Genomic DNA, 24,130 nt, shown 5'->3' with positions numbered 1-24,130 from the left:
AAATGTCAATAGGCAACTTCCTGCCGAGACCTCTTTATTTGTTTTCCCATATCGCTACTCTTTGTATTTTTTGGAATTGCAATTGCCTTAGCACGTCATACATTATCGACGCAGGTCAAAGAAGCTAGAAATTGCCCAAGAACAAAGGGAAAGTGAGCTGCGGCTACTGTTATCGCAACTGAGCCCGCATTTTCTCTTCAACACACTTACATAACATTTATGGAATATCACTCACCCAGCAGCAAGGGAGTACCAACCTTACTGTCCTCAAACTTTCGGAATTGCTTAGATATAGTTGTCTACGAAACCAGAGAAGAATTTACATCCGCTCGAAAATGAGCTGCTGGATTCTAAAGAATTACATTGATTTTGAGAAGATACAGAACGGTGACAGGCTGGTGCTGGAACATATAGATCGAAGAAAAGCCCCGTGAAAAGACACGGATTGCTCCCATGCTGTTGATTGTCTTTGTAGAAAATGCATTCAAACATTCCAAATCTACACGCAAGCAAAAAATGTCAGTTTTCATTACGCTTGGCAGTCCAAAAAGGTTGGATTTGCTTCACAATAAAAAATTCGTTCGAACCTGGCCAAAGGCAGCTAACCGGTTTCGAGGAGCCGTCAGGTATTGGTCTGCACGCACTGACACTGAAAAGATTAGACCTGATTCATGGAAGCGATTATTTATACAAGGCTACCCATGACAATGAACAACTGACAACTGTAGTAACTACGCTTAAAAGCGAAATAAATGATCAATTGCCTAAATCAGGTAGACGATGCGCCTGTTGCAAGACAAATTGTGATCGGAACACTGCAGATCGTCTTCCTGTTCTGCGGGTAGTAGGGCAATGTAAGTAATGCTTTTGAAGTCAGACACGAGCTGCCACCAGGTTCAGGTCGATCTGCTTTTCATGGATATCAACATGCCAGTGCTGTCAGGAATTCGACCTTTTGAAGACCGTAAAAATCCTTCCATTGGTGGTTTTCACCACGGCCTACAAGGAATTCGCAACGGATGCATTTGATCTTGCTGCCTGCGATTACTTATTGAAACCTTTCTCGCTTGAACGGTTTCATCATCGCCATTGACCGGGTTATTGAGAAGTTAGAATCTAGGAAGACTGTCAAACTTGATACGCAACCTTCCAGCCTGATTAGCCACCTAATATTGCGATCAGAAGGCCGAATTAACAAGTTAAACTATGACCAAATCCTGTATCTGGAGGCTAACCGCAACAATACAAAAGTCTTTACTACTGGCCAGCATTTAATAAGCACTACTCCCCTTTCAATTATTGAATCCCATTTACCTGGTGAACTGTTTTTCAGAGTTCACCGGTCCTTCATTATAAACATTACAAAAATTACTGGTTTGCAGGGAAACCGGATCTTTCTTGGTAAAAGCGAAGCATCATTAGGTGGCAACTATAAGGATGAGTTCTTGAAAATATTGGGGATATCGTTGCTACGTGTTGCCCGCGGAACCGAGTTCACTTTTACCCGTTAAACCCTGTCTTTTTCTGTACCAAAAGCCTCGAATAAAGAGACTTGACAGACATTTCTGACAAATTCCTAAATTTCATTTTAACCACCGTATTTTTGAAGAGATTCCTAGCTTGCATACCTCTGTAACATATCTCACTAACTCAGTAAAAAGTAAAGGCAAGCGACATAGAAATTTAAGATGGCCATTTGAGACAGTTCCGCTGATAACTAAGAATATAGTAGTTGATAGGTCATCTATTCTCAGTAAATGGACGTTTTTACAAGACAAGTCATACGAACTTCATTAAGGAGTTTTGCCTTACCTACATTTTGTGAACTGCCGTCTGTCAGAGTCGCTATTTTCCAATATAAGTATGCTGTCTGAAAGAGTAGTAATTTGATAGCGAATATCGGGAATCGTTATGAGCCCGTTTGATATCCCTACATAGCGCGCCCGGAAAATTTTGCCTGTCATTTGATATTCCCAAGGCTGTCCTTCCGCTGGCCGGCAAATGTTTAACGAATCAGATGCGATGTAAAGATAGTTTGGGTCGAATGTCCATCGAACTTTGGACGGGCTTGTCTGATGAATGTAATATCGATGTCCCATCCAAGTTATTTTTTTTAAATGAAACTTCACATTTTTCTTGCAGCAACAAACCAGCGCTATCAACAGTAAATAAGGTAAAACCTTCATTTTATATAAGAATTTACAGATGACGACAATTTCTTTGGTCTAAAGGTTGGATTTACACTGAAGGCGTCGCAAATAACTATAATCTCAAATAATCCTCGAATGTGAGACGCGCGCTTACTTATTGGTGGTCTGAGGCCATCGGATCAATTGGATGTTGACCGCATTAGATGTGGAAAGCGCCGTATGACAAAGTGCTTTGCATCCAGGTATTACCGCAAACTCTCATCACAAATGGCCAAAAATTGATAAAGACTATCCCCAGGGAAGTCAATTTTTGACGCATAAAGTCAAAAGTTCGGAATAAAGCTATTGGTAGCTGTTTACCTTGCTCGGTTCTCAATCCTTGTCTTTTTTGATTAAGCTTAATTGCAGATTTGTAGCATAGTGTAGGATAACCAATGCCATACTAAAAAATCCAAGATGAAAGAAATCCTCAGAGCTCAGCAAAATTTTACTTCTCCAGATGTCCATATGGGCAACTGCCACGGCTATTATGAGTAGATATACAACATATTCGGCTTGAAACTGAGCAGATTTTTGAAGCTTGAAGTAAATAAACTAGTCAACAATTCCGAATGTACGCTTCCCTAAAAATAGAGTGGTGATGAATTAGACAAATTTTCTAATTTTAATCTGCTATGAAACGAAACACATTCACAGAAACTCAGATCGTCAAAATCCTCAAAGACTTGGATTCTGGCAAACAGGCAAATGACGTCGCTGGAGAAAATGGCGTTTCCAAGGCTACATTGTACAATTGGCGGAAGAAGTACAGCGGTATGGGTGCTTCGGAGTTTTCAGAATTGAAGGCACTCAAGGAGGAGAACCGCCGTCTGAAACACATGTATGCGGATTAGCTCTTGATCACAGACTTGCAAAAGAGATCATCGAAAAAAAGCTTTAGGGCCTGCTCAGAAGCGGCTAATTGCTTCCGATATTTCTCAGGAAGCTGGATTTAGCATTGACCGGGCAGGTAGAGTTTTGCAGTTGAGCACAGGTGTTTTTTATTACAAAACGGTCAAGAACGACGTGCCAGTTATAGACATGCTTAATGAGTTGGCAGAAGAACATCCGACCCGAGGTTTCGATTGGTATTTCGGCAATTTGCGGAATAGAGGCCTGCCTTGGAATCGCAAACGAGTGCTTCGAATCTATCGAAGTATTGATCTCAAATTAAGGCGTAAGCGAAAAAGGCGCATTCTGAAAGACCGAACCAGCCTTTAATTGAGGCGAAGACTTTGAATGAAACCTGGAACGGACGCCGCGCGGCATGGATTTTGTCAGTGATGCTCTTAGTTCTGGCCAGACGTGTACGAATATTAGTTGTCATGGATGACGCTAGCAAAGAAGCACTTGCAGCGCATGCGGACTACTCTCTTTGTGCCGGTAAAGTCATACAAGTCTTGCAGCACTTAGAATGCGAACGAGGGTTGCCACTATCAATAAGAACGGACAATGGCCCGCGAATTCTAAGCTAAAAACAAGAAAATTCATATGAATTTATCAAGATGCTACTTGCAGGTATTCTGCTTGGTGTTTGATATAAGGAGTACCTCTTTGAATAACGGCGAACACTCGGCTTAGCATTTTGTTACGAACGCCGTTGAGTGCAACTAACTTAGGTTTCCCCTCGGCTATTTTCCGATTATAATAAATTAAGAACTCATTGGGAGATTGAATGGCAGCATTTGCACCGTTGCTTAGTAGAGACTTCAACTTCATATTTCCTATCTTGCTTAATCTCCTCCGGCCATGAACACTGCTTCCTGAAGTATGATCAAATGGAGCTGTTCCGGCAAAGCACGCTAGCTTCCGCCAGTTATCAAATCCACTAAAACACTGAGTATGTATTATTAAATAGGCTGCCGTCTGCAAGCCAATGCCTGTCACGGAAGTGGCTAACTGATAAACTCGATGTACCTGCTGATCTTCGGCGATAATTGTTTGAAGTTGCTTGTCAACCAGCACAATGCTGGCGCTAAGCTGAGTAATATGTTTCTGGCTATCCCTGACAATAGTAGAGCTGAACTGTTTATCAACAAAAGCAGCTAATTCCTGGGCTGCTACTTGCAAGGCTACCTTGCTTTTAACCAACCTCTGACGGTAGGCAAGCAGATGCTGGATTTTAAGCAGTGTCTGGGATGGCAGTTCAGACAACTTGATCTCATCGCGGTACAAATAAGCAAACCGGGCGAGCATAAGCGCATCTGCCTTATCATTCTTTGCCCTTTGAATACCCATAGATCTTTTGACATGAAGTGCCGACTGGAGGGAATACTAAAGCTTGTGCTGCGCGAAAAAACAACATAAGGGAAGAGCATAAATGCCGGTATGCTCTAAACAGAATAATACACTAGCACTATTTTGTCGTTGTTTAATCCAAGTCAAGAGCTTCTTAAAACCCGAGGGTCTCATTCTCAAATTGCTGATGAAAAACAGGCTCATTTGCTGACATATAAAGTACAGCATCGATCGTTAATTTTGATACATCAATACCAACAAAGCAAGAAAATGTCATAGCTCTTAGATAAAATTTAAGTGAAAATTTACCTTGATTGGAGTCAGCTAATACCTTTATTAGGCCTTGAAGCCTACAATTCTAATTGGCTCGTATCCAACCTTACAGCTCTGGTACGAATTCGCGGGGGAGGTCATTAACCTAGCGGCGGCCTGAGTTCACCAGAGCTGCTGGTAAGGTGTGGTAATTTATCATTTTGATTATAAATCAAAAGCTAAAGGCGGCGGCCGCCCGAGTTCATAAGTAAGAAACTAGCTAAATGGTGCGAGGAAAAGCAAATTGAGCAAAAGTTTATTCAGCCCGGCAAACCAATGCAAATTGGCTACAATGAAAGATTAAATAGAACTTACCGGGAAGATGTCCTGGATGCATACTTTCTTGATTCTCTGGAACAGCTACGTATTTATCGTACAAATGGCTTGACAATTACAACAATAAGCACCCACACAGGTCAATGAAGGGACTAACGCCAAATCAGAAGCACATACTATTAAAAGAAATTGCCATGAAAAAAGAAGAATTAACTGTTACAATTAACAACCAAGTCTAACTCGCCACCCCTCTAAAAATGGGAAGCTTACAGGGCCAACCACAAGAGAGGTCTGATCCTTGACGAGCTCGCAAACGGGGATGTCAATTTATTGAGTGAATTTTCTAGGGTCATAGAAATAGATAGCCGCTATATAAATTATCAACAGCATGCGTACAACTGACCCGCCGATATAGCTTCTTCTTGAAAATAACTATTGCAACTTTTATTGCAAGTAAAGCAAAAAGCACTTAGCAAATTAATGCTAAGTGCTTGATTTTCAAGAGCCCCCAGTCGGGATCGAACCAACGACCTACTGATTACAAGTCAGTTGCTCTACCAGCTGAGCTATGGAGGCCTCTTTCTTCTTTTTGATACCGTTTCTTATTCCGTTATCATGGTGCAAAAGTAGTAGGAAAGACTATACAGCGCAACCATTTGAACTATTTTTTGAAACTTTTTTTCAACTTTTATATAGCCTCCTGAATTATAGACAGTTGGTGTTTTAAGTCATTCAGCTGAGCCAGCGCACTATTGATCTTCCGCTCGAACTCTGCTTTCAAACGATCCGAAGTTTTTGATTTTGCAAAAAACTGATGTTGTTCTGCCAAAGCGCAATGTCATTTTCAAGTTGCGTGATCTTTCTTCTGATATCACTTTCCTTCCTGTATAACCCGCGGCTGTTTTCTCCATCCCGAACCAGTTCAACCTCGCTTTCCAGCACCGCCTGTTCTTTCTCTTTTGTAGAAAGCTGGCCAATCGCGCTTACATACGTGTTAATCGCGCCAATGTAACGTTTCTGGATCGCCTGCATGTCTTTCTTCGGAACGAAGCCGATTGAACTCCATTCGCTCTTAAATGCGCTCAGCAGATTCAATGTTGATTCGTCCTTATTTTTCGCAGCCGCCTCGATTCTTTCTATCAGGTCTACTTTGCGTTTCAGGTTGCCTTCAAACTCTTCTTCAACCTCTTTGTTTTTCGCACGTTTTTGATCAAAATAAGCGTCGCATGCTTTCTTGAAACGGTCGTAAATCGTGTCCTTGAACTTCTCAGGAACCTGACCGATGCCTTTCCAACGTTTTTGCAGCTCAATAATCTTTTGCGTCGTCGAAGGATTATCCTCACCCGTTGCCAGAATTGCTTCTGCTTCTTCACAAAGCTGGTTTTTTAATTCCAGGTTTTGCTCTCTTTTTGATTCAAGCTGACGGAAAACTCGCCTTTGTTGTTAAAGAAAGTTTTAAGCGCCGCCCAGAATTTCTTGCTCAGCTCCTTCCCTTCTTCACGCGGCATAATGCCTTTCAAAGCAACCCACTGGTCCTAAAAGCCATTATTTCTTTCGTCTTGGCATTCCATTCCTTAATGCTGCCCGAGTTGTAAGTCGTAAAAGGAATGATCGCTTCGTAGATTTTCTGCTTCTGATCAAAATTCTCCTGCATCGACTTCTTCTGCTCGGCGAACTGTCCGCGCTGTGCGTCGTAAAGCACGTCCAGCGCCACTTTGAATCGCTGCCAAAGCTTTTCCTGACCTCTTCTTTCGTGCAGCAGGGCCTAAATGTTTGTATTCTTCAAAAATATGATTGGCTTCATTCAGGATCTCGCGCGTCATCGGGCGGGTCTCCGACGATTTACCCAACTCTTCAACCTTCTCACAAAGTTCGGCTTTCAACTCAGCATTGCGGCGTCTGTCAAGCTCTTTCAGCTCGAAGTAAATGTTCCTGTTGCTGAAATAACGGTCGATCAGCGCATTGTAAGTGGCCCTAAAGCGTGCCGTTGTGCGGTGATGCAATGTTGCCCGCCTGCTTCCATTCTTCCTGGATTTTCTTAAATTCTTCCCCAGCTCGATTTCAGCCCCGAAGCGTCCGTCTCTTTGCTGCCTTCATCTTCCAACAAAGTGCGTAAGCGCTGCAAAAGAGCCGTTTTTACATTGAAATTCTTTTCTTTCTCTTTTCCTGACCTTGATAAAAGCTGTTTTTGCAGCCCTCTGATCTCCACGGCTCAGCGAATCTATTTTCTGCGTTTCCGCATCATATTTATATTCAAATCCTTCTTCACCGCCGTTTTCAGCCACAAATGCCGCCAGCGCCGCTTCCCTCTCCTTTTGCTTGATCGAATCAAGGACCGGACGGATCTCACGCGCAACGGATTCTGCCTTTTTCAACGCCGCCGGTTTTGCTCCTTCACCATTGATAGCCGCCAACTCATTTTCCAGAATATTCACAAGCTGTTCCTTCGACAACTGGCTGTAATCCACGTCTGGCACCTCCTCCTCATGTTCTTCCGTCAACTCATTGTTAAGATCAATTTCAAGGGTGTCAATAGTCTTTTGTGTCAGGTCTTCCTGCTCATCGCCTTTGACCCCTTCTTGTTGTTCTTGTGCCATCGTGATTCTAGTTTCGTACGTACGTCTCTTATGGATTACAAATCTAATAATCTTTCCTCTGAAATGGCTACTTTTGGGTTCCTAACATTGAACATATTAGCATCAGATGGACCATAATATTGCCAAATTACGACAAGATTATAATTTCAAGGGCTTGCATGAAGAAGATCTGGATCCTGACAATCCCCTCAAGCATGTTCAAATTGTGGTTTGATGAAGTCGTTAAAGCCAACATTCCCGAGCCCAATGCAATGCTCCTCAGCACCGTTTCGAATGGCGAGCCATCGGCAAGAATTGTCCTGCTGAAAGACCTGGATCAGACTGGATTTACGTTTTTCACAAACTATGAAAGCAAAAAAGGGATGCAAATAGAATCCAACCCCAATGTTGCTTTCGACCTTTTTCTGGAAAGAGTTCGAAAGGCGGGTCCGGATCGAAGGGCTCATCGAAAAAACGAGTGCTGCGGAATCGGCGGATAGACTTTGCAATGCGTCCGCGCGGAAGCCAGATTGGCGCCTGGGCTTCGGATCAGAGCAGGCGCGTTGAGTAGCCGCGAAGAACTCGAAGAACGCACGCGATTACTCGAACAAAAATTTGAAGGAATGGAAAGCGCCGCGGCCGCCGCATTGGGGAGGTTACCGCGTCATTAACCGCAATATTTTGAGTTCTGGCAAGGAAGGCCGAGCCGCCTTCACGACAGGCTCGTTTATGAACATTCAGGCGAAGGCAGCTGGCAGATCGAAAGGCTTAATCCCTAAGCCTTCGGCGCTTTGCCGGGAAGCATTTTCGAGACATAAGCACCCAGTGGTGAAAGCGTGTAGCCGGGTTCGTGGCTGATCGTCAGGCCGAGGCTTTTCAGTTTACGGATATTCGTTTTCAACCATTCTTTTTCCTTATTCACTTTGGGAGCAAGCTCGGCTGCCGGCAATTGCGGATTCTCCTGAATGGCTTTGAGCACTTTCTCTGTCCATTTGCCCTGGTTGCTGAACTGGATCCAGCTTCATGAGCTTGTCCTTTAATTCTGCAAGCTCCTCGTCCGTTATCTGCTGTTTTTGTTGCAGATCGCTTCCGGCATTGGCTTGCTGATAACTTAGCTGGATTTTGTAAATCACGCCATTGATCGTCTTTTCCAGTTCGGATATCACGCTTTGCACATTGTCATATCCGGCCTGCTTCGCTTCTTCTTCTGTTATTTTATCAAAATCCGTTTCACTAATGTCAGCGATCCTGGTGATCACGCCGATGCTGGTTTGTAAAACACTGCCTTTTTCTGACAGAAGTCTTTTTCCACTTGCGAAAAGCGAGCGTGATGTTTCCCGATTTGATGCCTTCGAGTTCTTTTTGTTTTATCAGCATTGTTATTTATTTAGCAAAGAGACTGCTATTTACAAGCAATCTCTTTGTATTGAAACTGTTCGGTTAAAACAGATTTTATCTTTCATTCATTGGAACAAACGCTCTTTTCGGAGCGCCTACATAAACCTGACGCGGACGCTCCGATTCGGCTCTTTGTTCGTGCGCATTTCTTTCCACTGCGCGATCCATCCCGGAAGACGGCCGATGGCAAACATTACGGTGAACATGTTTGTAGGAATGCCCAATGCACGGTAAATGATGCCTGAGTAAAAGTCTACGTTTGGATAAAGCTTTCTTGACACCGAAATATTCGTCTTCCAAAGCTGCTTTCTCCAATTTCTGCGCTATTTCCAAAATAGGATCATTGATTCCCAGCTTGTTAAGCACATCGTCCGCAGCCTTTTTAATAATGCGCGCTCTTGGATCGAAGTTTTTGTAAACCCTGCGTCCAAATCCAAACAAACGGAAACCGCTGCTTTTGTCTTTGGCCATGTTAATGTATTTCTGCGTGTCCCCACCGTCATTTTTGATGGCTTCAAGCATCTCGATCACCTCCTGGTTTGCACCACCGTGAAGCGGGCCCCAAAGTGCGCTAATGCCGGAAGAAATAGAAGAGTAAATGTTAGCATGAGAAGAACCAACCAGTCTAACCGTAGAAGTTGAGCAGTTCTGCTCGTGATCAGCGTGCAAAATCAAAAGTTTGTTCAATGCAGCTGAAACGACCGGGTCAACGTGATATTTCGAAACCGGTAACGAGAACATCATGTTCAGGAAATTGGAACAATAATCCAGATCATTCTGCGGATAATTTACCGGATGGCCCTGTGATTTTTTGTATGACCAGGTTGCAATCGTTGGCAATTTCGAAAGCAAGCGAATAATGTGCAGCTCCGTAATTTCCTCTGAATTTGTATCAAATGTTTCAGGATAAAAAGCGCTCATCGCGCTAACCAGTGAAGACAACACGCCCATTGGGTGCGCATTAACCGGGAATCCTTCAAATATTTTGCGCATATCCTCATTCACGAGCGTATGCGTTCTTATAGCATGTTCAAGAGCAGCGAATTCCTTTTCAGTAGGAAGTTCACCGTAAATAAGCAGGTAAGCAACTTCCAAAAACGACGACTTTTCAGCCAGATCTTCAATCGAATAACCTCTGTAATTTAATATACCTTCTTCTCCATCCAAAAACGTAATGGCGCTTTTTGTGGCACCTGTATTTTTATAACCTGCATCAATTGTAATATACCCTGTCTGGTCGCGTAATTTGGCAATATCGATCGCTTTTTCCTGTTCACTTCCTTCAATTATGGGGAACTCGTACTTTTTACCGTCAAGGGTTAAATTCAGCGATTTGGGACATATTAATGAGAATAAAATTAAAAAGGTTAATGACAAGATAGTAGACAAATCAGGTCAATTTAATCCAAAGATTTTGCGTGCTGCTGATTTACTTATCCAACAAATTAATTTTGTGTTAATTGAATGCAAGAGTAACCATTTCCTATCCGACACAAGCCGCAATATCCTAAAAAACTGTGTACTTTCTATTATTATCCATGTTTTATTTGTGAAAAACTCAGGGACTTAGACGATAATATTTCACAATTCGAAGTAAATATGATACTATTCAATTTGGCGAGCTAAATTGTCGCAAAAACTTTCATTTTTCAGCCGTTCAGGACGGTCCGCTGACCTGCTTGTTTTCCAATGGTTCACGCTCGACATAAGGCGGCTTGCTCAAAATCTCCCTGATCAGATAGCGGCCAAAAAGCCCCGCCAAAATGGCTGGAAGCAAATGCGCACCATAGATAAACGCCTTGCCTGTAATGCGATAGGAAAAGGTTGAAAATGTAATAAAAACATAACCCAGCCAAAACACCGAAATCCCCAGCAGCCAGCTGTAAAAGATCGATCCGGCTTTCCTGCTCGCAAACATTCTGATCAGTTCACAAAGGCCTAGCGAAATTCCCACGACCAACAGCACGGTCAGCAATGCGCGCGGGAAATTGCGGATGTAACTGTGCTTATAAACCAGCACGCCGATTTTCCCGATCAGATTCGGATGCGCCAGCAAATACGCGTCCGTTACGCTCAGCACCAATAGCAGCAAAAGGCTGCTTACTTTCTTATTCATCTGACATGACGTCTTTAATGTTGCTAGTACTCTTACTCGCTACGCAAAAGCGCAGCACTTAATTCCCGGTAACCGTCCACAATGCGCTCAATTTTTTCTGCTTCTGCGTATTCATCTGACAACCAGTTGATCACAATCCCATCTTTTTCCATTTTCCGAAAAAAGGTCATCTGACGCTTGGCGAAGCGGTGGATTTCCGTTTCCAGGCGAAAGCGAACCATTTCGTTATATAATCCAGCTCGCCCCTGCAAATGCAATGTGATGTATTTGTATTCCGCCAAACCATAATAAATCAACTGCTCCGGCGACAAGCCGCTATCCAGCAGCGCCTGCACTTCCTCGACCATCCCGTTCTCCAACCGGCTTTTCAATCGGCGGCTGATCCTCTCCCTTCGCGTTGTTACCTTCAGGATTTAATCCAAAAACAATGTATTCGTAGGTTGGCGCCTGTGCTGAAAATTCCGTTCCATCTAGTTCGTTAGCAACCAAATATGCCGAAATTTCAATGGCTCGGATGAGTCTTTTTCGCGTGGATGTGTCCGCAATGTGCTGGTAAGGCGTGTTATAAGTCAGAAATTTTTCTAAAAGGCCCTCTTTTGACAAATCATTGATCGCTTCCCGCAACGGCTCGTTCACGGAGAGTAAGCGCATACGCATGACCTTTCAGCAATGAAAGCATGTAAAATCCGGTGCCGCCGCAGACGATTCGGACAATGCTTATTGCCCGCAATTTTGGTGAATGCATCTTCAAAGTCGTGCTGGAAATCATTGACATTATATTGCTCGCCAGCGTCCAGGATATCGATACAAATGATACGGAATCTGCTTGCCATTTAACTGATATTCACCTAGGTCTTTGCCGGTGCCAATGTCCATTTTCCGGTAAACCTGCCGGGAATCTGCACTGATAATCTCGCCATTCAACTCGGCCGCAACTTTAACGGCAAGGCGCGTTTTTCCCGAAGCAGTCGGACCCAGAATAACGAGCAGCGGTGGCTTAGTTTCCTGATTATCCATGTAGAATGCGGTTCATTAAGCGTTTTTCTCACGAAACTTGATACTGCCCGCATTGCGAATCAGAATCGCATTTTCAAGCTCATTTTTGTCAAAAGCTGTTTTCGGAGATCGGATCATGCTGCTCAATTCCAAAGCAAAAGTCATGGGTGCGGTTTGTGAAATGCGTTCGAAGCCAAGCTTGCCATAACCCACTCCTTCGGACCATTCCACATCGGCATAAGTCATGACGTCATCTGGATTTTTTTCACGGATAAAGGCGGTTAGCAACTTATCCAGCCCGCCCGAGAGCATTGGTATGAAGCAAACTGGCGAAGCGCACCATTTCAAAAGACCGGAACGGCCCTTCATCCCGCTGGAAAACGCGTGGCGCACTGAATGTTGCAACTGCCACCAGCAATTCATCGGCTTCATGATATCATATTCAAATAACGCCTGATTCAAAACACGGAAATAACGCTTTGGAAGAAATAATCCATAACGGCTTTTTGCCGAAACGGAGCCATTCAGGTGATTTTTATCAAGAAATTCGGCTGACATGTTTTGAGGAATCCTACGCACCAGCGTAAGTCGCGCAGGAATTTTTTGAGACACGCCCAGCATTGCATTAAGCCGGGATTTGACGATCTCGGACTGTCTTTCCCAATAATCTTGCCAAATGATGATGCTCCGCACGCCACTTTTGCGAAGCAAAAAAACCTTATCAATTAACTTTTCCCAGTTGGCAATTCCTTGTTGTTGCCAACATTCAATCGCAATGAGAAAGATGCAGATCGAAGCCTTGCCTTCCTTATTAAGTTGTAGCGCAATTGTTAAATCATCGTCAGTTTCAAAATTCTCGAACTGCAAATGCATTTCATCCAGCCAGTTACAAAACTGTTGCTTGAAATCCTCAGCCGAAATGTTTGAAAGTGCACTTTGCATATTGCCGGCAAGTTAGCGGCGGGAAGGCAGAGTAACAAAATGCCTCACCGCGCCAATCGTGCCGCTTCCAGCCAATCAGCGCTTTTTTGCGGAGACTGCCCCAGCGATATTCACCCAGGACACCTTCTTTTCGGATCACGCGATGGCACGGGATCAGGTAAGCAATGGGATTGTCGCCGACCGCCGTTCCTACCGCACGCACAGCGCCGGGATTGCCAATGCTCTGCGCGATTTGCTGATAAGTCGTCACGGCACCATTCGGAATGTTGAGCAATGCTTCCCAAACTTTTAGCTGAAAATTAGTCCCCTGAACGATCAGCGGCAACTTTTCCAATGCACCGGAAGCGGGTTGGAATATCCGGTGAACATAACTTTCCGTGCGATCCTGATCGGGGTGAATGTTGGCGTAATGCCATTTCTTGGCCAATAAAATCAATTGTTCATCGCGGCCCCCTTCGTCCACAAACGCCATGGCGCATATGCCGCGGTCCGTGACTGCAATAAAACAATCCCCGAAAGGCGTCGCATGAATTCCGTAACTGATTTCCAGTCCTTTACCGGAAGTTTTATACTCCTGAGGCGTAACGGCTTCTATCGAAGTAAAATGGTCATAAACCCTGCTCTGGCTCGAAAGTCCGGCCAGTTCAGCCAGCTCCACCAGATTCGACGATTCCCGGATCTTTTCTTTAAGATAACCGGCCGTGATATATTGAAGAAATTTTTTCGGACTTACACCCGCCCATTCTGTAAACACGCGCTGAAAGTGAAACTGGCTAATGCTCACTTCCTCAGCCACATCGAAAAGTGAAGGCTGATCCTTTGCATTGGCGACGATGAATTCAATGGCCTTCGCAATCTTGTCGTAATTATAGGTTTCCTGGTTCATTGGATTAATAATTTGTTAGACAAAATTGGCGCCGTAATGCGGCCTGGCCAACCTGAAACTTGCTCAAAATCCATGACCGGTTACACGTTTGCTTTTTTAAAAAACCCGACTGCCCTTATCTTCACGGCCCTAACAGACTCAAAAACGTTCTTTGCTAAAATCACGAATCATGAGAACTCTAATCATTGCCATCACAATTACATTAGCCAGCTTTTGCACATTACAGGCCCAGAATTTCAAATCAGAGCTCAAAGAACTTAATGCACAAATCCGGACTGCTTATAAAAACAAAAAGCTTACTGAACTGGAATACAACAAATTACAGCACGAGCAAGACATTATTCAGGCAACCATCGAGAAAGCAAATGCAGACGATATCATGACGCCCGACGAGAAAAACAAGATCCATTCGAAGATCGTCAGGGCAAAAAAAAGGCTTGCCAAATACCAAGACAAACCGGGAGATATACTAATGTGTCTGTCAGCCTAAGTGTAGGAGCTTAGGCTGACAAGTTTCAGTGATCAATAATCTTTCTTACCATCTTTTTTCGCCTTTTTCTCGGCTCTTTTCTCTTTCAGGTTCTTTTCAGGCTCCTTTTTGGTGCTGCCTTTATCCAGATTCTTACCTTTCGCCATGACTATCAGATTTTGAGTTTAAGGTGATAAACAAATGTAAAACTATAAAATTATTACTTTTTGGTGATCCAATCCATAATTTGATTCGCCCTCGCGCCAGTTTCACCGTTACTCGGACTTTTCCCTTCTCCGCGCAGTTCCTGCACAATGGACTCGATCAAAGGCTGTTGCACGTGCTGCGGATATGGAATGTTAACGATCTCTTTCCCCGATTCCGTTTCTATAATGATATCAAATTTTTCAAAAAACGAGAAAGTAATCCGTCCTTTCGAGCCAATGATCTGAGCCTGATCTTCACGCTGTTCCTTATTGACCGTATAGCACCAGCTCCCATTGCCCAAAACCCCCGATTCGAACTCATAATTAGCAACCACAATGTCGTCAGCATCATATAATCCTGCCTGATTTCTCGCAATGCCGCTTGCATATTTGACCGGGCCAAAAACAAATTCAAGAAAATCAAACTGGTGAGAAGCAAGATCATGGAAATGTCCGCCACCCGAAATTTCCGGATCCACCCGCCAGCGAGGCTTAGGGTTTGCTCCCACTTCTTCCTCATAAGGCTGCCATTGCAGGCAAATGTTCACAAACCGCACTTCACCGATGATCTCGCTGTCCACAAGCTCCTTAACCTTTAAGAAATAATCCAGAGAACGCCGGTAAAATGCGACAAAAACGGGAACGCCCGTCTCCCTACTGAATGCATTAATGCGGTCACATTCAGCTGCATTCCGGGCCATTGGCTTTTCAATGTAGACCGGCTTACCCGCCTTCATTGCCTTGATTGCAAGGTCTTCGTGCGCATCTGGCGGTGTAGCGATGTATATTGCGTTGATTTCGGCATCATTAATCAGCTCGTCTGCGTTGGCATACCATTTGGGAACATTGTGGCGCACCGCATAATCGGCAGCTTTTTCGGCATGACGCCGCATAACGGCCACTAAACTTGAATTGGCAACCTTATTGAACGCAGGTCCGCTCTTCACTTCGGTCACATTTCCGCAGCCGATAATGCCCCATTTTATTTGATCCATAGCGAGGGATTAATGTTTGAACTAATCGTAAAGCATAATAATTATTTAATTGGATGAATCTACTTTAAAACAAACCCAAACATCTGACGAAAACCATGGAAGTACAACCTAATAATCCGCTTCACGGCAAAACCCTGGAAGCAATCCTGAATGAACTGGTAGATTATTATGGCTGGGAACAAATGGGTTACCACATCAATATTAATAGTTTCCAGTTTGAGCCGAGTGTAAAATCAAGTCTCAAATTTTTGAGAAAAACACCCTGGGCGCGGAAAAAAGTGGAAGACCTTTATGTTAAAATGCTGGAAAGAAAGTAATCAGATAAAACCCTTTTATGTATTTAAAACACTAAATCGATCAAACTTTAAGAGTTATGCCATTTGTAGATTATTATAAAATCCTTGGCGTAGACAAAAGCGCGGAGGATAAAGATATAAAAAACGCTTATAGAAAACTGGCCAGGAAATATCATCCCGACCTGAACCCGAATAATAAGGAAGCGGAGCAAAAATTTAAGGAGCTTAATGAAGCAAATGAAGTCCTGAGCGATCCGGAAAAACGCAAGAAATACGATAAATACGGAAAGGACTGGCAGTACAGTGAGGAATTTGAAAAAGCGCAGCAGTCACGCCGGAGCGCCGGACGTCAGCAGGGCCAATGGCAATCCACGGGCGGCGACCAGTTTTCGGACTTTTTTGAATCCATGTTTGGATCCGGAAGTGGTTTTGGCGGAGGCAGACAGCGAAACTTGCGCGGCCAGGATTATCAGGCTGAAATGCATCTGACATTGCAGGAAGCGTTGGAAACGCAGAAAAAAACGATCACGGTAAACGGAAAAAACATCCGCATTACGGTGCCCGCAGGCATTCAAAACGGACAGACCATTAAGATTGCCGGACATGGCGGCCCGGGCGTGAGCGGCGGACAAAACGGTGACCTGTTTATCACTTTCAACATTGCAGAAGATGATAAACTGAAACGCGTTGGAAACGACCTGCATATGAAGGCCGAGCTTGACTTACGCACTGCATTGCTTGGCGGAGAGCTTGTTATTGAGACGCTTAGCGGAAAAGTAAAGCTTCCTGTGAAGGCAGAAACGCAGAACGGAAGCATGGTCAGGTTGAAAGGAAAAGGATTTCCCGTTTACAAGAAAGCGGACACTTTTGGTGACCTGTATGTAACGTTTGACGTGAAGATCCCGGTTAACTTGTCCGACCGCCAGAAGGAACTGCTTGCTGCCGCTTTCGACGAAGCATAGTCCGGCATCCGGTAATGCGGCCGACAATAATTAAATGCTCATTACCGGATTAGCGGCGTATCTTTGCGCTGTTTTTACAAATATTTTTTATGAAATTCGACGATTACCACATTGCACCCGAGATCAAAAGAAGCCTTGAAACGAGCGGATTCAAACGTCCGACCGACATTCAGTTCAAGGCCATTCCTGCAATCATCAAGGGTGAAGATGTACTTGCTATTGCCCAGACCGGAACCGGAAAAACAGCAGCATTTGCGATTCCGATTGTGGACAAATTGCATAAACAAAAGGCTTCCAGCAGATCAGAAGGCATAAAATGCGTGGTAATGGTGCCCACCCGGGAGCTAGCAATTCAGATTACTGAGGTTTTTTCAAAAATCGCACAACATACGCGTGTAAAAGCATTCAGCGTTTTTGGCGGCGTAGAACAAGGCCCGCAAATTGCGCAGCTGGAAAAAGGCATCGATGTGCTGGTCTCAACGCCCGGACGTATGTTCGACCTCGTGAGCCAGGGATACATTAAGCTCGACCGGATCGAGGTTTTGGTTTTGGATGAAGCGGATCACATGCTGGATCTGGGTTTTATCAAAGACATCCAGGATCTGATCAAGTTTTTGCCCAAAAACCGGCAAACGCTTTTCTTCTCGGCAACGATCAATGAGAAGATCAAAAAGCTGGCTTATTCACTGGTCAGGAACGCAATCCGCATTCAGATTTCGCCGAATAACCCTGTTGCAAAGAACATTACGCATTCCGTGGCATTTGTTGCGATGGACGATAAACGGTTCTTTTTAGAGCGCGTTATTAAAGAAAATCCCGATAGCAAAGTGCTCGTTTTTGTGCGGACAAAGGTGCGCGCCGAGCGTGTTTTCAGCGCATTGGAACGGATGGAAATCAAGAGCATGACCATTCATGGTGACAAAGAGCAGTCGGACAGACTTATTGCACTCAATGAATTCAAGAAAGGGAATGTTAAAGTCCTCATTGCAACAGACGTAAGCGCAAGAGGAATTGACATTGCTAATGTGGATTACGTCGTAAATTACGATCTCCCCGAACAAGCTGAAAATTACGTGCACCGCGTGGGCCGGACAGGCCGCGGAACGCAAAAAGGGCGCGCCGTTTCATTTTGCAGCCCGGAAGAAAAACCGATTCTGGAAGAGATTCAAACTTATCTTGACAAACCCATCGACGTGCTGAACATAAGCACAACCGATTATTCGCAAACCATCGATTTCACCGCCGACACGACTGATGACCTGAAATCGCTCATGAAAGAGGTTGAAGAATATGAAACGACTAAGAGAAAGAAGAAGAAAAAATAAGCAGTGCTTATAAACTAAAGCGGCTTGCAGTGATTACTGCAAGCCGCTTTAGTTTATAAAATTTATTAGTCAGCGATTGGATCAGCGATGATCTGGCCGCGAATTTCTCCGTAAATGTTCTCCTTCGTAGGAATGTTCACATACATCATGCCAAGGATCAGCATGGTTTGTTGTTCAACATTCAATTTCGTTGTTCCCTGAACCTGGTTTCCTGTTGGTTTGTCAGCTAATGTAAAAACGATCGGTCCTGCTTGCCAAGCTGGGTTCGCGCTGTGAATGTTTACCGAAGTTGGGACTACGTTTTGATAATTAATGTTGTATTTCAACTCCATGGTATTTTTGTTATACTCAAAAGTACCCGTTCCCTGTCCGGCAGACGTAGCTTTTGGGACAGTAGCGCCACTATTTATTACTGAGGAGAACCTTACAATGTCTTCTTTGTGAGGACCTTCCTCTTTGCAAGACGTCACAAATCCCAACATTACAACTCCTGCGATCAATAGTAAAAAACGTTTCATTGGCTTTTTCATACATCATTAATTTAAAAAAATTTAACCCTTAAATATATACAAACTTATGTCGTTACAAAAATGATACCACTTTGCCCTCTAAATATTCCAGAGGTCACTTTTGCGGATATAAACGATCTGGTTGTTCCAGATTACGCGGTTCCAATGGTCCACAGAGCCCACGATCGTTAACTTGTGGCCCTTCCCCACCCGATCAATCACTGCCGAAGCAGACGACGGCTCATCCCGCAGGAAAGTATTTTCGTTAATAATGATACAAGTTCGATAAAGCGACGGCACATTCAGAATCCCCAGAAGCACAAGCAGATAGACGATAATTGACAGCTTATGAATGTGGAGGATCGGCTCCTTACGTCGAACTTTTGTAACCATGATTACAACTATGTACGTCCCCAAAGTTAGAAGCAATATTGGAATGTAATCACCATATCTTCTGTAAAAAATTATAAAATAGTTGTAATCGTCAAATTCATAGCCGGTTAAGTTCTGTTCCTCAGCCAGTTTATCCATTTTTTCAAAAAGCCGCCGCGACGGATTAGTAAGGGCGAGTTTGCTCAGGTAAAAAAGGCAGTCGGTGTAATTATTGGTTTTTTCAGCCAGAAAAGCCAGCTTTAAGAGCAGGCTTTGATTATTTTTTTCATCCTCGCTGAAATTTTTTTTATATAGTACGAGCGACTCGGGATAGCGGGCCATAGCGAACAGAGAATCAGCTGTTTTTAGCTCCTTTCTATTCGCAGAAAACGCAGTTCCGGAGCTCAGAACTGTTCCCAAAAAAATCCAAAAAAACAGGTATTTACGACTTAGGGCTTGCATTATACTTTTTAGAATTCTACTTTTGCATCGCAATTACGGAAAAGGCCACCGCTAATCCAACAACCTGCAACATTCCAAAACCCGCTAAAACGGCCGAGGAAAATACGATTCCGTAGCTCAGCTGGTAGAGCAATACACTGGGCAACATTTGTCGCGCGGCATCCGAAATTTGAGTTGCGCTTTTAATATAGGAAGTGTGCTTGTTACAAGAAGCACAAACTGAGGTTGAACAGTCAAAAATTACCAAAAACGATTCCGTAGCTCAGCTGGTAGAGCAATACACTTTTAATGTATGGGTCCTGGGTTCGAATCCCAGCGGGATCACTTCAAGAAATAACAAAAAGCATCAAAAGCCTGCAAATCAATAGATTAGCAGGCTTTTTTCTTTTCCGGATATTCCTAGATATTTAGTTTTACACAAATTTTTGGTGCGTAATTCGGTGAGTTCGACAATCTGCAAATTTTACTCACCAGTCCAATGCTCCCCAACCAAAAAATCCCCCTCACCCCACAACCAATTCAAACTTTTAAAATAAATTTGGCGCAGTAAAACTCAAATCCAGTTCAGTGATTAAGGATGCATTATTAGGGATTGCCGTGGGCGATGCGGTGGGTGTGCCGCATGAATTTAAGGCGAGGGAAGTATTTGACAAGAAGCCTGTCGTCGATATGGATGGCTATGGCACTTATAATTTGCCACCCGGGACCTGGTCGGATGATACTTCGCTTACATTGTGCCTGGCCGAGGCGCTGACTTCTGGTTTTGATCTGGAAAATATCGCTGCAAACTTTCAAAAGTGGTTTTACAAGAATTACTGGACGGCGCGAGGCAAAGTGTTTGACATTGGCATAGCCACCAGAGAAGCGATTGATCGCTTGGCTCGTGGAGTGCAACCGGAGTTGGCAGGCGGTTGTGATGAAAATCAGAATGGAAACGGTTCTTTAATGCGGATCCTTCCGCTGCTTTTCTATATAAAAGGCCTTCCAATCAGCGAGCGGTTCCGGTTGACGAAGCTGGTTTCTTCGATAACACATGGACACATCCGTTCGGTGATCGCGTGCTTTTACTATCTGGAATTCGCAGGACTCCTATTAAACGGCGAAGACAAACATTTGATCAGCAAAAAACTGAGCGCTTATGTTCCCGACTTTCTGCATTCGCTGAATATAAGTCCGAAGGAAATTGGACTGTTCGACAGGTTATTTAAAGAAGACATTAGCCAGCGACCTCAGCATGAGATCCTTAGCACCGGTTATGTTTTGCATTCATTGGAAGCCAGCATTTGGTGCCTGCTCACAACGGACAATTTCAAGGATGCAGTTTTAAAGGCCGTTAACCTTGGCAACGATACGGATACAACCGCTGCTATCACAGGCGGATTGGCGGGATTACTTTATGGATACGAAGGAATCCCCGAAAGCTGGCTAGATAAACTTGCGAGACGGGAAGATATTGAGGACTTGGCGGATCGATTGACAAGACAACTCGGCTAATTGGATAAGCATTCTGGCTTTTTAATTGAAATGCCGCACGGCATTAATCAATATCCTTTCACACTCGCCAGAAATTTTACCGAAGCATAGTAAAGCCCAATCCCAAGCGGAATTAAGATGACCACACTGCTCGTTACAAACTTAGAGACCAAGGCTGTGAATATCGCCACGATCCAGATGCTGAAAAAGTATTTAACCCAAAGCGTTTTGTCCATAGCAAAGCAAGGTTTAGTTGGCTTACTCTTAAAAATAAATATTCTCCGGTTACTTACCAAACCATTGCGGCTAAATCTGCTCGTTTGTCTCAATAATTCCGGCAATGCGTTGTGCTCCTCAAATTAATTTCAGTTGCAAACCGACCGTTTACTAAGTCGGCTTAGCATGGAAAGTATAACAAAGTAACTCGTGGCCTTTCGTGCTTAATTAACAACTACTCTGCCCTAAGGCTTTGCCTTTTGGACTTTCACTCCTACATACTAGCATAAGCTAACCGTTCGAATGCCACCAATGGAAGTGACTAGACCACTTCCAGATACACCTCCATAAATAGTTTTTAACATGAATCTGATTACATTCTTGTGCGGCGTGCTGTTGCTATGCATTCCGATTTTTCGACAGGATTATTTTGTAAACAATCCTTCCCTTCTGCCCCTCTATTTCGCGTTATTTCCAATCGGGATTATTGTGCTGCTTTGGTCGTTTTCGGCGAGGCGGCTTTCCCGTTTTGCAGTGTTGCTCGGGCTTTGCATTACGATCGAATTGTGCCTGATCGGAAGCATTGCCTACATGGCGCATTTCAACCGCCACACGCTCCTGCCGGACGACTATTTTTTCTGGATTCGAGGTCAGTATGGTTATTTCAAAAACACAACCAACTTTGACAGCGACTTATCCCGTCACGATTCACTGTTAGGTTATCGATTCCGGCCCAACATTACCGGCCGCTTTGCGAACCCTGAATTTGATGTTGAAATAAAGACCAATTCGCTGGGTGTGCGCGACGATGAAGCGAGCTTGAAACAGCCGCAAATTGTCGTTTTGGGCGATTCGCATGGCATGGGCTGGGGCGTTGCAAATCATGAACGGTTTTCAGAAGTGATGGAAAAAAACCTGCATTTGAATGTCCTGAACACGGCCATTACTTCCTACGGCACGCACCGCGAAACGAAGTTGCTCAATCAGGTTGATCTGGATTCGTGCAAGCTCCTCATCATTCAATATTGTGAAAATGATATATTGGAAAACCAGGCTAATCTGCACCAAACCCAAAAGTCGGGAATTGACTCTCAGGCTTTTAATGCAGCCGAAAAACATAACATAATAAATAGAACTTACTTCCCTTTCAAAGGAGTTTTTCTAAGTCTGCGCTGGCTGATTACAACGGGCATAGCAAAAGCGTTTCAACCCAAACCGGAAACTTCATCGCAGCAGAAAATGCAACCTGAAAAGCCTAAATTAGAGCACGCAAAGGCATTTTTCCCTTATCTTAACCGCATTCGCGAACGCTACAAAGGTCCGATTGTAGTCTTTGATTTGGGTGTGTTCAATTTCCCGATCGTGAAAGAATTTAAAATTTATCATGCGGCAAACCCCGCTGAAAACATTCACTTTATAGATGTCCATCGCATATTGACTGAGCAGGATTACTTCACTATCGATGACCACATTAACGCCCGCGGGCACGGTAAAATAGGCAATGCGTTGACAGATCTGATTCAGGAAAAACAATGGCTGAAAGACGACATTAACTTGTCCTTGCGACAAAATCAACTTGCTTTCCCGGCCAAATAATGAGAAATTGCGCCCCCAATTTTTCAAATGATGATGACTTCTGTTTTTTGCGGTATTGATTTCGGCACTTCCAATTCCAGTCTGGCCGTAGCAAATCAAAACGACGTATTCCTGATCCCGGTTGAAAATCAGCAAACAACCATTCCGAGTGCCATGTTTTTTGCGCGCAAAGACAATGAAGCGTTCTTTGGCCGCGAGGCGATGGAGCGCTTTCTGTCACGGCAACCGGGCAGATTAATGCGAAGCCTGAAACGCGTTCTCGGCACACCGGCTATGCGGCAGGGAACGATGGTGAATGGTGAATTGATGAAATTTGACCAAATCATCGCAGCATTTTTGGACCAGATGAAGCGCAAGGCCGAGGCAGATTGCGGAACAGAACTCAAACACGTGGTGATGGGTCGGCCAGTGCATTTCACCGACAATGATTCCGCCGCTGATCAACGCGCTGAAAACGAATTGCGGGTAGTTGCGATGAGCCTGGGTTTTGAACACGTCGGTTTCCAGTTCGAACCCATTGCAGCCGCATTTGCGCATGAAGAGCGCGTTATAGGTGAAAAATTGGCAATGGTGGTCGATTTGGGCGGTGGAACTTCTGATTTTACCATCATCAGGTTGTCAAAAAACAACGCCAGAAAAGCAGACAGAAGCAGTGACATTCTTGCGAATACGGGTGTGAGACTTGGCGGCAACGACTTTGACAAAGATCTGAGTCTGGCGGAAATGATGCCACAACTGGGCTTCCGGACCAAGTATGGTCTCAAAAACCTCGAAGTGCCCTCTTATCATTATTTCGACCTTTCGGAATGGAGTAAAGTGAATTTTCTGTACACAAACAGGATTCTTTTTCAGGCCAAACAACTGCTGCGCGAAACGCATGATCCAGTTCGCTATGGCAGGTTAATCAGCGTTTTAGAACAGGAAAGAGGCCATGCGGTGCTTGCAGCGACCGAAAAAATTAAAATCGGATTAGCCAGCAGCGAGAATTATGAAGCTGCGCTCGATTTTATTGACGAAGATCTGCGCATTGACGTTGCCCGTGAAGATTTCAACACAGCGATAATTAACAAAACAGAGCGGATTGTGCAGTCGGCAAGAGAATGCTTGCAAGTCGCAGGCGTCGCGCCCGAGGCAATCGGACTCGTCATCATGACCGGCGGCTCCACCGAAATTCCACTCATCCAACAACAATTCAGAAACCTCTTCCCAGCAGCTGACTGGTCAGAAGAAAACAAATTATCCAGCGTAGGACTCGGTCTGGCGTATGACGCACGCAATCGGTTTTCGTGATAAAGTCGGCCATAATTACTTCCAGAACTC

At 44.2% G+C, this 24,130-nt stretch carries 32 protein-coding genes, 2 tRNA genes and 4 pseudogenes; 16 read left to right on the top strand and 22 right to left on the bottom strand.

Annotated features, from left to right (window positions below):
• The first annotated feature begins 97 nt into the window (after positions 1 to 97).
• The 5 genes from AC0IYG_RS06595 (at position 98) to AC0IYG_RS06575 (ending at position 3,043) form a co-directional block, all read left to right on the top strand.
• Positions 98 to 214: a histidine kinase gene (locus AC0IYG_RS06595; RefSeq protein ID WP_471710345.1), complete on the top strand. Its 117-nt coding sequence runs from the start codon at positions 98 to 100 to the stop codon at positions 212 to 214.
• Positions 189 to 434 (top strand): histidine kinase, encoded by a 246-nt coding sequence (locus AC0IYG_RS06590; RefSeq protein WP_471710344.1) that lies wholly within the window; start codon positions 189 to 191, stop codon positions 432 to 434. Before AC0IYG_RS06595 ends, AC0IYG_RS06590 begins: the two co-directional genes overlap by 26 nt.
• 427 nt (positions 435 to 861) lie before the next feature.
• On the top strand, positions 862 to 1,029 hold the full coding sequence (locus tag AC0IYG_RS06585) for a hypothetical protein (RefSeq protein WP_471710281.1): 168 nt from the start codon (positions 862 to 864) through the stop codon (positions 1,027 to 1,029).
• Between the two features lie 38 nt (positions 1,030 to 1,067).
• Entirely contained in the window at positions 1,068 to 1,511 is a 444-nt protein-coding gene (locus AC0IYG_RS06580; protein WP_471710280.1) for a LytR/AlgR family response regulator transcription factor, read from the top strand.
• A gap of 1,313 nt (positions 1,512 to 2,824) precedes the next feature.
• Complete coding sequence (locus AC0IYG_RS06575) at positions 2,825 to 3,043, top strand: transposase (RefSeq protein ID WP_471710279.1); 219 nt, start codon at positions 2,825 to 2,827, stop codon at positions 3,041 to 3,043.
• Positions 3,044 to 3,689: 646 nt separating this feature from the next.
• Here the strand turns inward: AC0IYG_RS06575 and AC0IYG_RS06570 are convergent.
• Both AC0IYG_RS06570 and AC0IYG_RS06565 read right to left on the bottom strand, forming a co-directional pair.
• Positions 3,690 to 4,259: a transposase gene (locus AC0IYG_RS06570; protein ID WP_471710343.1), complete on the bottom strand. Its 570-nt coding sequence runs from the start codon at positions 4,257 to 4,259 to the stop codon at positions 3,690 to 3,692.
• A gap of 6 nt (positions 4,260 to 4,265) precedes the next feature.
• A pseudogene (locus AC0IYG_RS06565) lies at positions 4,266 to 4,433 on the bottom strand (IS110 family transposase); the annotation flags it as partial.
• Positions 4,434 to 4,943: 510 nt separating this feature from the next.
• Here AC0IYG_RS06565 and AC0IYG_RS06560 point away from each other — a divergent pair.
• On the top strand, positions 4,944 to 5,162 hold the full coding sequence (locus tag AC0IYG_RS06560; RefSeq protein WP_471710342.1) for an integrase core domain-containing protein: 219 nt from the start codon (positions 4,944 to 4,946) through the stop codon (positions 5,160 to 5,162).
• 356 nt (positions 5,163 to 5,518) lie between these two features.
• Here AC0IYG_RS06560 and AC0IYG_RS06555 read toward each other — a convergent pair.
• The 7 genes and pseudogenes from AC0IYG_RS06555 to AC0IYG_RS06525 all read right to left on the bottom strand — a co-directional run bounded on the left by AC0IYG_RS06555 (position 5,519) and on the right by AC0IYG_RS06525 (position 7,612).
• Positions 5,519 to 5,591 (bottom strand) — tRNA-Thr (locus AC0IYG_RS06555).
• A 201-nt stretch (positions 5,592 to 5,792) separates the two neighbouring features.
• Complete coding sequence (locus tag AC0IYG_RS06550) at positions 5,793 to 6,110, bottom strand: hypothetical protein (RefSeq protein WP_471710278.1); 318 nt, start codon at positions 6,108 to 6,110, stop codon at positions 5,793 to 5,795.
• A pseudogene (locus AC0IYG_RS06545) lies at positions 6,111 to 6,410 on the bottom strand (DUF349 domain-containing protein); the annotation flags it as partial.
• Complete coding sequence (locus AC0IYG_RS06540; protein WP_471710277.1) at positions 6,401 to 6,535, bottom strand: hypothetical protein; 135 nt, start codon at positions 6,533 to 6,535, stop codon at positions 6,401 to 6,403. The pseudogene AC0IYG_RS06545 and the gene AC0IYG_RS06540, both read right to left, overlap by 10 nt.
• The gene (locus AC0IYG_RS06535; RefSeq protein ID WP_471710276.1) at positions 6,532 to 6,729 is read right to left on the bottom strand and encodes a DUF349 domain-containing protein; all 198 of its coding nucleotides are present in this window, start codon (positions 6,727 to 6,729) and stop codon (positions 6,532 to 6,534) included. The genes AC0IYG_RS06540 and AC0IYG_RS06535 overlap by 4 nt, the downstream gene beginning before the upstream one ends.
• On the bottom strand, positions 6,653 to 7,018 hold the full coding sequence (locus AC0IYG_RS06530) for a DUF349 domain-containing protein (RefSeq protein ID WP_471710275.1): 366 nt from the start codon (positions 7,016 to 7,018) through the stop codon (positions 6,653 to 6,655). Before AC0IYG_RS06530 ends, AC0IYG_RS06535 begins: the two co-directional genes overlap by 77 nt.
• 90 nt (positions 7,019 to 7,108) lie before the next feature.
• On the bottom strand, positions 7,109 to 7,612 hold the full coding sequence (locus AC0IYG_RS06525) for a hypothetical protein (protein WP_471710274.1): 504 nt from the start codon (positions 7,610 to 7,612) through the stop codon (positions 7,109 to 7,111).
• Between the two features lie 158 nt (positions 7,613 to 7,770).
• On the opposite strand from AC0IYG_RS06525, the gene AC0IYG_RS06520 reads away from it, so the two are divergent.
• Both AC0IYG_RS06520 and AC0IYG_RS06515 read left to right on the top strand, forming a co-directional pair.
• Complete coding sequence (locus AC0IYG_RS06520) at positions 7,771 to 8,091, top strand: pyridoxamine 5'-phosphate oxidase family protein (RefSeq protein ID WP_471710273.1); 321 nt, start codon at positions 7,771 to 7,773, stop codon at positions 8,089 to 8,091.
• 219 nt (positions 8,092 to 8,310) lie between these two features.
• Positions 8,311 to 8,370: pseudogene (locus tag AC0IYG_RS06515) on the top strand (hypothetical protein); the annotation flags it as partial.
• Here the strand turns inward: AC0IYG_RS06515 and AC0IYG_RS06510 are convergent.
• The 9 genes and pseudogenes from AC0IYG_RS06510 to AC0IYG_RS06470 form a co-directional block, all read right to left on the bottom strand.
• Positions 8,367 to 8,513 carry a hypothetical protein gene (locus AC0IYG_RS06510; protein WP_471710272.1) on the bottom strand — a complete coding sequence of 49 codons (147 nt, stop codon included), beginning with the start codon at positions 8,511 to 8,513 and terminating at the stop codon, positions 8,367 to 8,369. The pseudogene AC0IYG_RS06515 and the gene AC0IYG_RS06510 overlap by 4 nt on opposite strands.
• The gene (locus AC0IYG_RS06505) at positions 8,506 to 8,850 is read right to left on the bottom strand and encodes a hypothetical protein (RefSeq protein ID WP_471710271.1); all 345 of its coding nucleotides are present in this window, start codon (positions 8,848 to 8,850) and stop codon (positions 8,506 to 8,508) included. Before AC0IYG_RS06505 ends, AC0IYG_RS06510 begins: the two co-directional genes overlap by 8 nt.
• 193 nt (positions 8,851 to 9,043) lie before the next feature.
• Positions 9,044 to 10,331: pseudogene (locus AC0IYG_RS06500) on the bottom strand (citrate synthase).
• 315 nt (positions 10,332 to 10,646) lie between these two features.
• Entirely contained in the window at positions 10,647 to 11,105 is a 459-nt protein-coding gene (locus AC0IYG_RS06495) for a hypothetical protein (protein ID WP_471710270.1), read from the bottom strand.
• A 32-nt stretch (positions 11,106 to 11,137) separates the two neighbouring features.
• The gene (locus AC0IYG_RS06490) at positions 11,138 to 11,476 is read right to left on the bottom strand and encodes a hypothetical protein (RefSeq protein ID WP_471710268.1); all 339 of its coding nucleotides are present in this window, start codon (positions 11,474 to 11,476) and stop codon (positions 11,138 to 11,140) included.
• Complete coding sequence (locus tag AC0IYG_RS06485) at positions 11,421 to 11,756, bottom strand: hypothetical protein (RefSeq protein ID WP_471710267.1); 336 nt, start codon at positions 11,754 to 11,756, stop codon at positions 11,421 to 11,423. The genes AC0IYG_RS06490 and AC0IYG_RS06485 overlap by 56 nt, the downstream gene beginning before the upstream one ends.
• Before the next feature lie 123 nt (positions 11,757 to 11,879).
• Positions 11,880 to 12,122: an isopentenyl transferase family protein gene (locus AC0IYG_RS06480; RefSeq protein ID WP_471710266.1), complete on the bottom strand. Its 243-nt coding sequence runs from the start codon at positions 12,120 to 12,122 to the stop codon at positions 11,880 to 11,882.
• Positions 12,123 to 12,137: 15 nt separating this feature from the next.
• Positions 12,138 to 13,043: a hypothetical protein gene (locus AC0IYG_RS06475; protein ID WP_471710265.1), complete on the bottom strand. Its 906-nt coding sequence runs from the start codon at positions 13,041 to 13,043 to the stop codon at positions 12,138 to 12,140.
• Positions 13,012 to 13,929 (bottom strand): bifunctional transcriptional activator/DNA repair enzyme AdaA, encoded by a 918-nt coding sequence (locus tag AC0IYG_RS06470; protein WP_471710264.1) that lies wholly within the window; start codon positions 13,927 to 13,929, stop codon positions 13,012 to 13,014. Before AC0IYG_RS06470 ends, AC0IYG_RS06475 begins: the two co-directional genes overlap by 32 nt.
• Before the next feature lie 169 nt (positions 13,930 to 14,098).
• Between AC0IYG_RS06470 and AC0IYG_RS06465 the strand changes: the two genes are divergently transcribed.
• Complete coding sequence (locus tag AC0IYG_RS06465; protein WP_471710263.1) at positions 14,099 to 14,419, top strand: hypothetical protein; 321 nt, start codon at positions 14,099 to 14,101, stop codon at positions 14,417 to 14,419.
• A gap of 199 nt (positions 14,420 to 14,618) precedes the next feature.
• Here AC0IYG_RS06465 and AC0IYG_RS06460 read toward each other — a convergent pair whose 3' ends face one another.
• Complete coding sequence (locus tag AC0IYG_RS06460; protein WP_471710262.1) at positions 14,619 to 15,599, bottom strand: Gfo/Idh/MocA family protein; 981 nt, start codon at positions 15,597 to 15,599, stop codon at positions 14,619 to 14,621.
• A gap of 95 nt (positions 15,600 to 15,694) precedes the next feature.
• Here AC0IYG_RS06460 and AC0IYG_RS06455 point away from each other — a divergent pair, with 95 nt between their 5' ends.
• The 3 genes from AC0IYG_RS06455 to AC0IYG_RS06445 all read left to right on the top strand — a co-directional run bounded on the left by AC0IYG_RS06455 (position 15,695) and on the right by AC0IYG_RS06445 (position 18,182).
• The gene (locus AC0IYG_RS06455) at positions 15,695 to 15,916 is read left to right on the top strand and encodes a VF530 family protein (RefSeq protein WP_471710261.1); all 222 of its coding nucleotides are present in this window, start codon (positions 15,695 to 15,697) and stop codon (positions 15,914 to 15,916) included.
• Positions 15,917 to 15,972: 56 nt separating this feature from the next.
• Entirely contained in the window at positions 15,973 to 16,857 is an 885-nt protein-coding gene (locus AC0IYG_RS06450) for a DnaJ C-terminal domain-containing protein (RefSeq protein WP_471710260.1), read from the top strand.
• Between the two features lie 89 nt (positions 16,858 to 16,946).
• Positions 16,947 to 18,182: a DEAD/DEAH box helicase gene (locus AC0IYG_RS06445; RefSeq protein WP_471710259.1), complete on the top strand. Its 1,236-nt coding sequence runs from the start codon at positions 16,947 to 16,949 to the stop codon at positions 18,180 to 18,182.
• A gap of 65 nt (positions 18,183 to 18,247) precedes the next feature.
• Here AC0IYG_RS06445 and AC0IYG_RS06440 read toward each other — a convergent pair whose 3' ends face one another.
• Positions 18,248 to 18,700 (bottom strand): CHRD domain-containing protein, encoded by a 453-nt coding sequence (locus AC0IYG_RS06440; RefSeq protein ID WP_471710258.1) that lies wholly within the window; start codon positions 18,698 to 18,700, stop codon positions 18,248 to 18,250.
• A 90-nt stretch (positions 18,701 to 18,790) separates the two neighbouring features.
• Positions 18,791 to 19,483, bottom strand: coding sequence for an SH3 domain-containing protein (locus AC0IYG_RS06435; protein WP_471710256.1), 693 nt, complete (start codon positions 19,481 to 19,483; stop codon positions 18,791 to 18,793).
• A gap of 293 nt (positions 19,484 to 19,776) precedes the next feature.
• On the opposite strand from AC0IYG_RS06435, the gene AC0IYG_RS06430 reads away from it, so the two are divergent.
• Together AC0IYG_RS06430 and AC0IYG_RS06425 are read left to right on the top strand one after the other, a co-directional pair.
• Positions 19,777 to 19,849: transfer RNA gene (locus AC0IYG_RS06430), tRNA-Lys, on the top strand.
• Positions 19,850 to 20,092: 243 nt separating this feature from the next.
• Positions 20,093 to 21,019 (top strand): ADP-ribosylglycohydrolase family protein, encoded by a 927-nt coding sequence (locus AC0IYG_RS06425; protein ID WP_471710255.1) that lies wholly within the window; start codon positions 20,093 to 20,095, stop codon positions 21,017 to 21,019.
• A gap of 47 nt (positions 21,020 to 21,066) precedes the next feature.
• Here the strand turns inward: AC0IYG_RS06425 and AC0IYG_RS06420 are convergent, their stop codons facing one another.
• Positions 21,067 to 21,234, bottom strand: a complete 168-nt coding sequence (locus AC0IYG_RS06420) for a hypothetical protein (RefSeq protein ID WP_471710254.1) — start codon at positions 21,232 to 21,234, stop codon at positions 21,067 to 21,069.
• A 343-nt stretch (positions 21,235 to 21,577) separates the two neighbouring features.
• Between AC0IYG_RS06420 and AC0IYG_RS06415 the strand changes: the two genes are divergently transcribed.
• Both AC0IYG_RS06415 and AC0IYG_RS06410 read left to right on the top strand, forming a co-directional pair.
• The gene (locus AC0IYG_RS06415; RefSeq protein WP_471710253.1) at positions 21,578 to 22,810 is read left to right on the top strand and encodes a hypothetical protein; all 1,233 of its coding nucleotides are present in this window, start codon (positions 21,578 to 21,580) and stop codon (positions 22,808 to 22,810) included.
• Between the two features lie 30 nt (positions 22,811 to 22,840).
• Positions 22,841 to 24,100, top strand: coding sequence for an Hsp70 family protein (locus AC0IYG_RS06410; protein WP_471710340.1), 1,260 nt, complete (start codon positions 22,841 to 22,843; stop codon positions 24,098 to 24,100).
• Positions 24,101 to 24,130: the final 30 nt, after the last annotated feature.

Source organism: Dyadobacter sp. AC419, assembly GCF_979253085.1.
The sequence above is the reverse complement of the archived record's forward strand: the minus strand, read 5'-3'. Positions and strand labels throughout refer to the sequence as shown.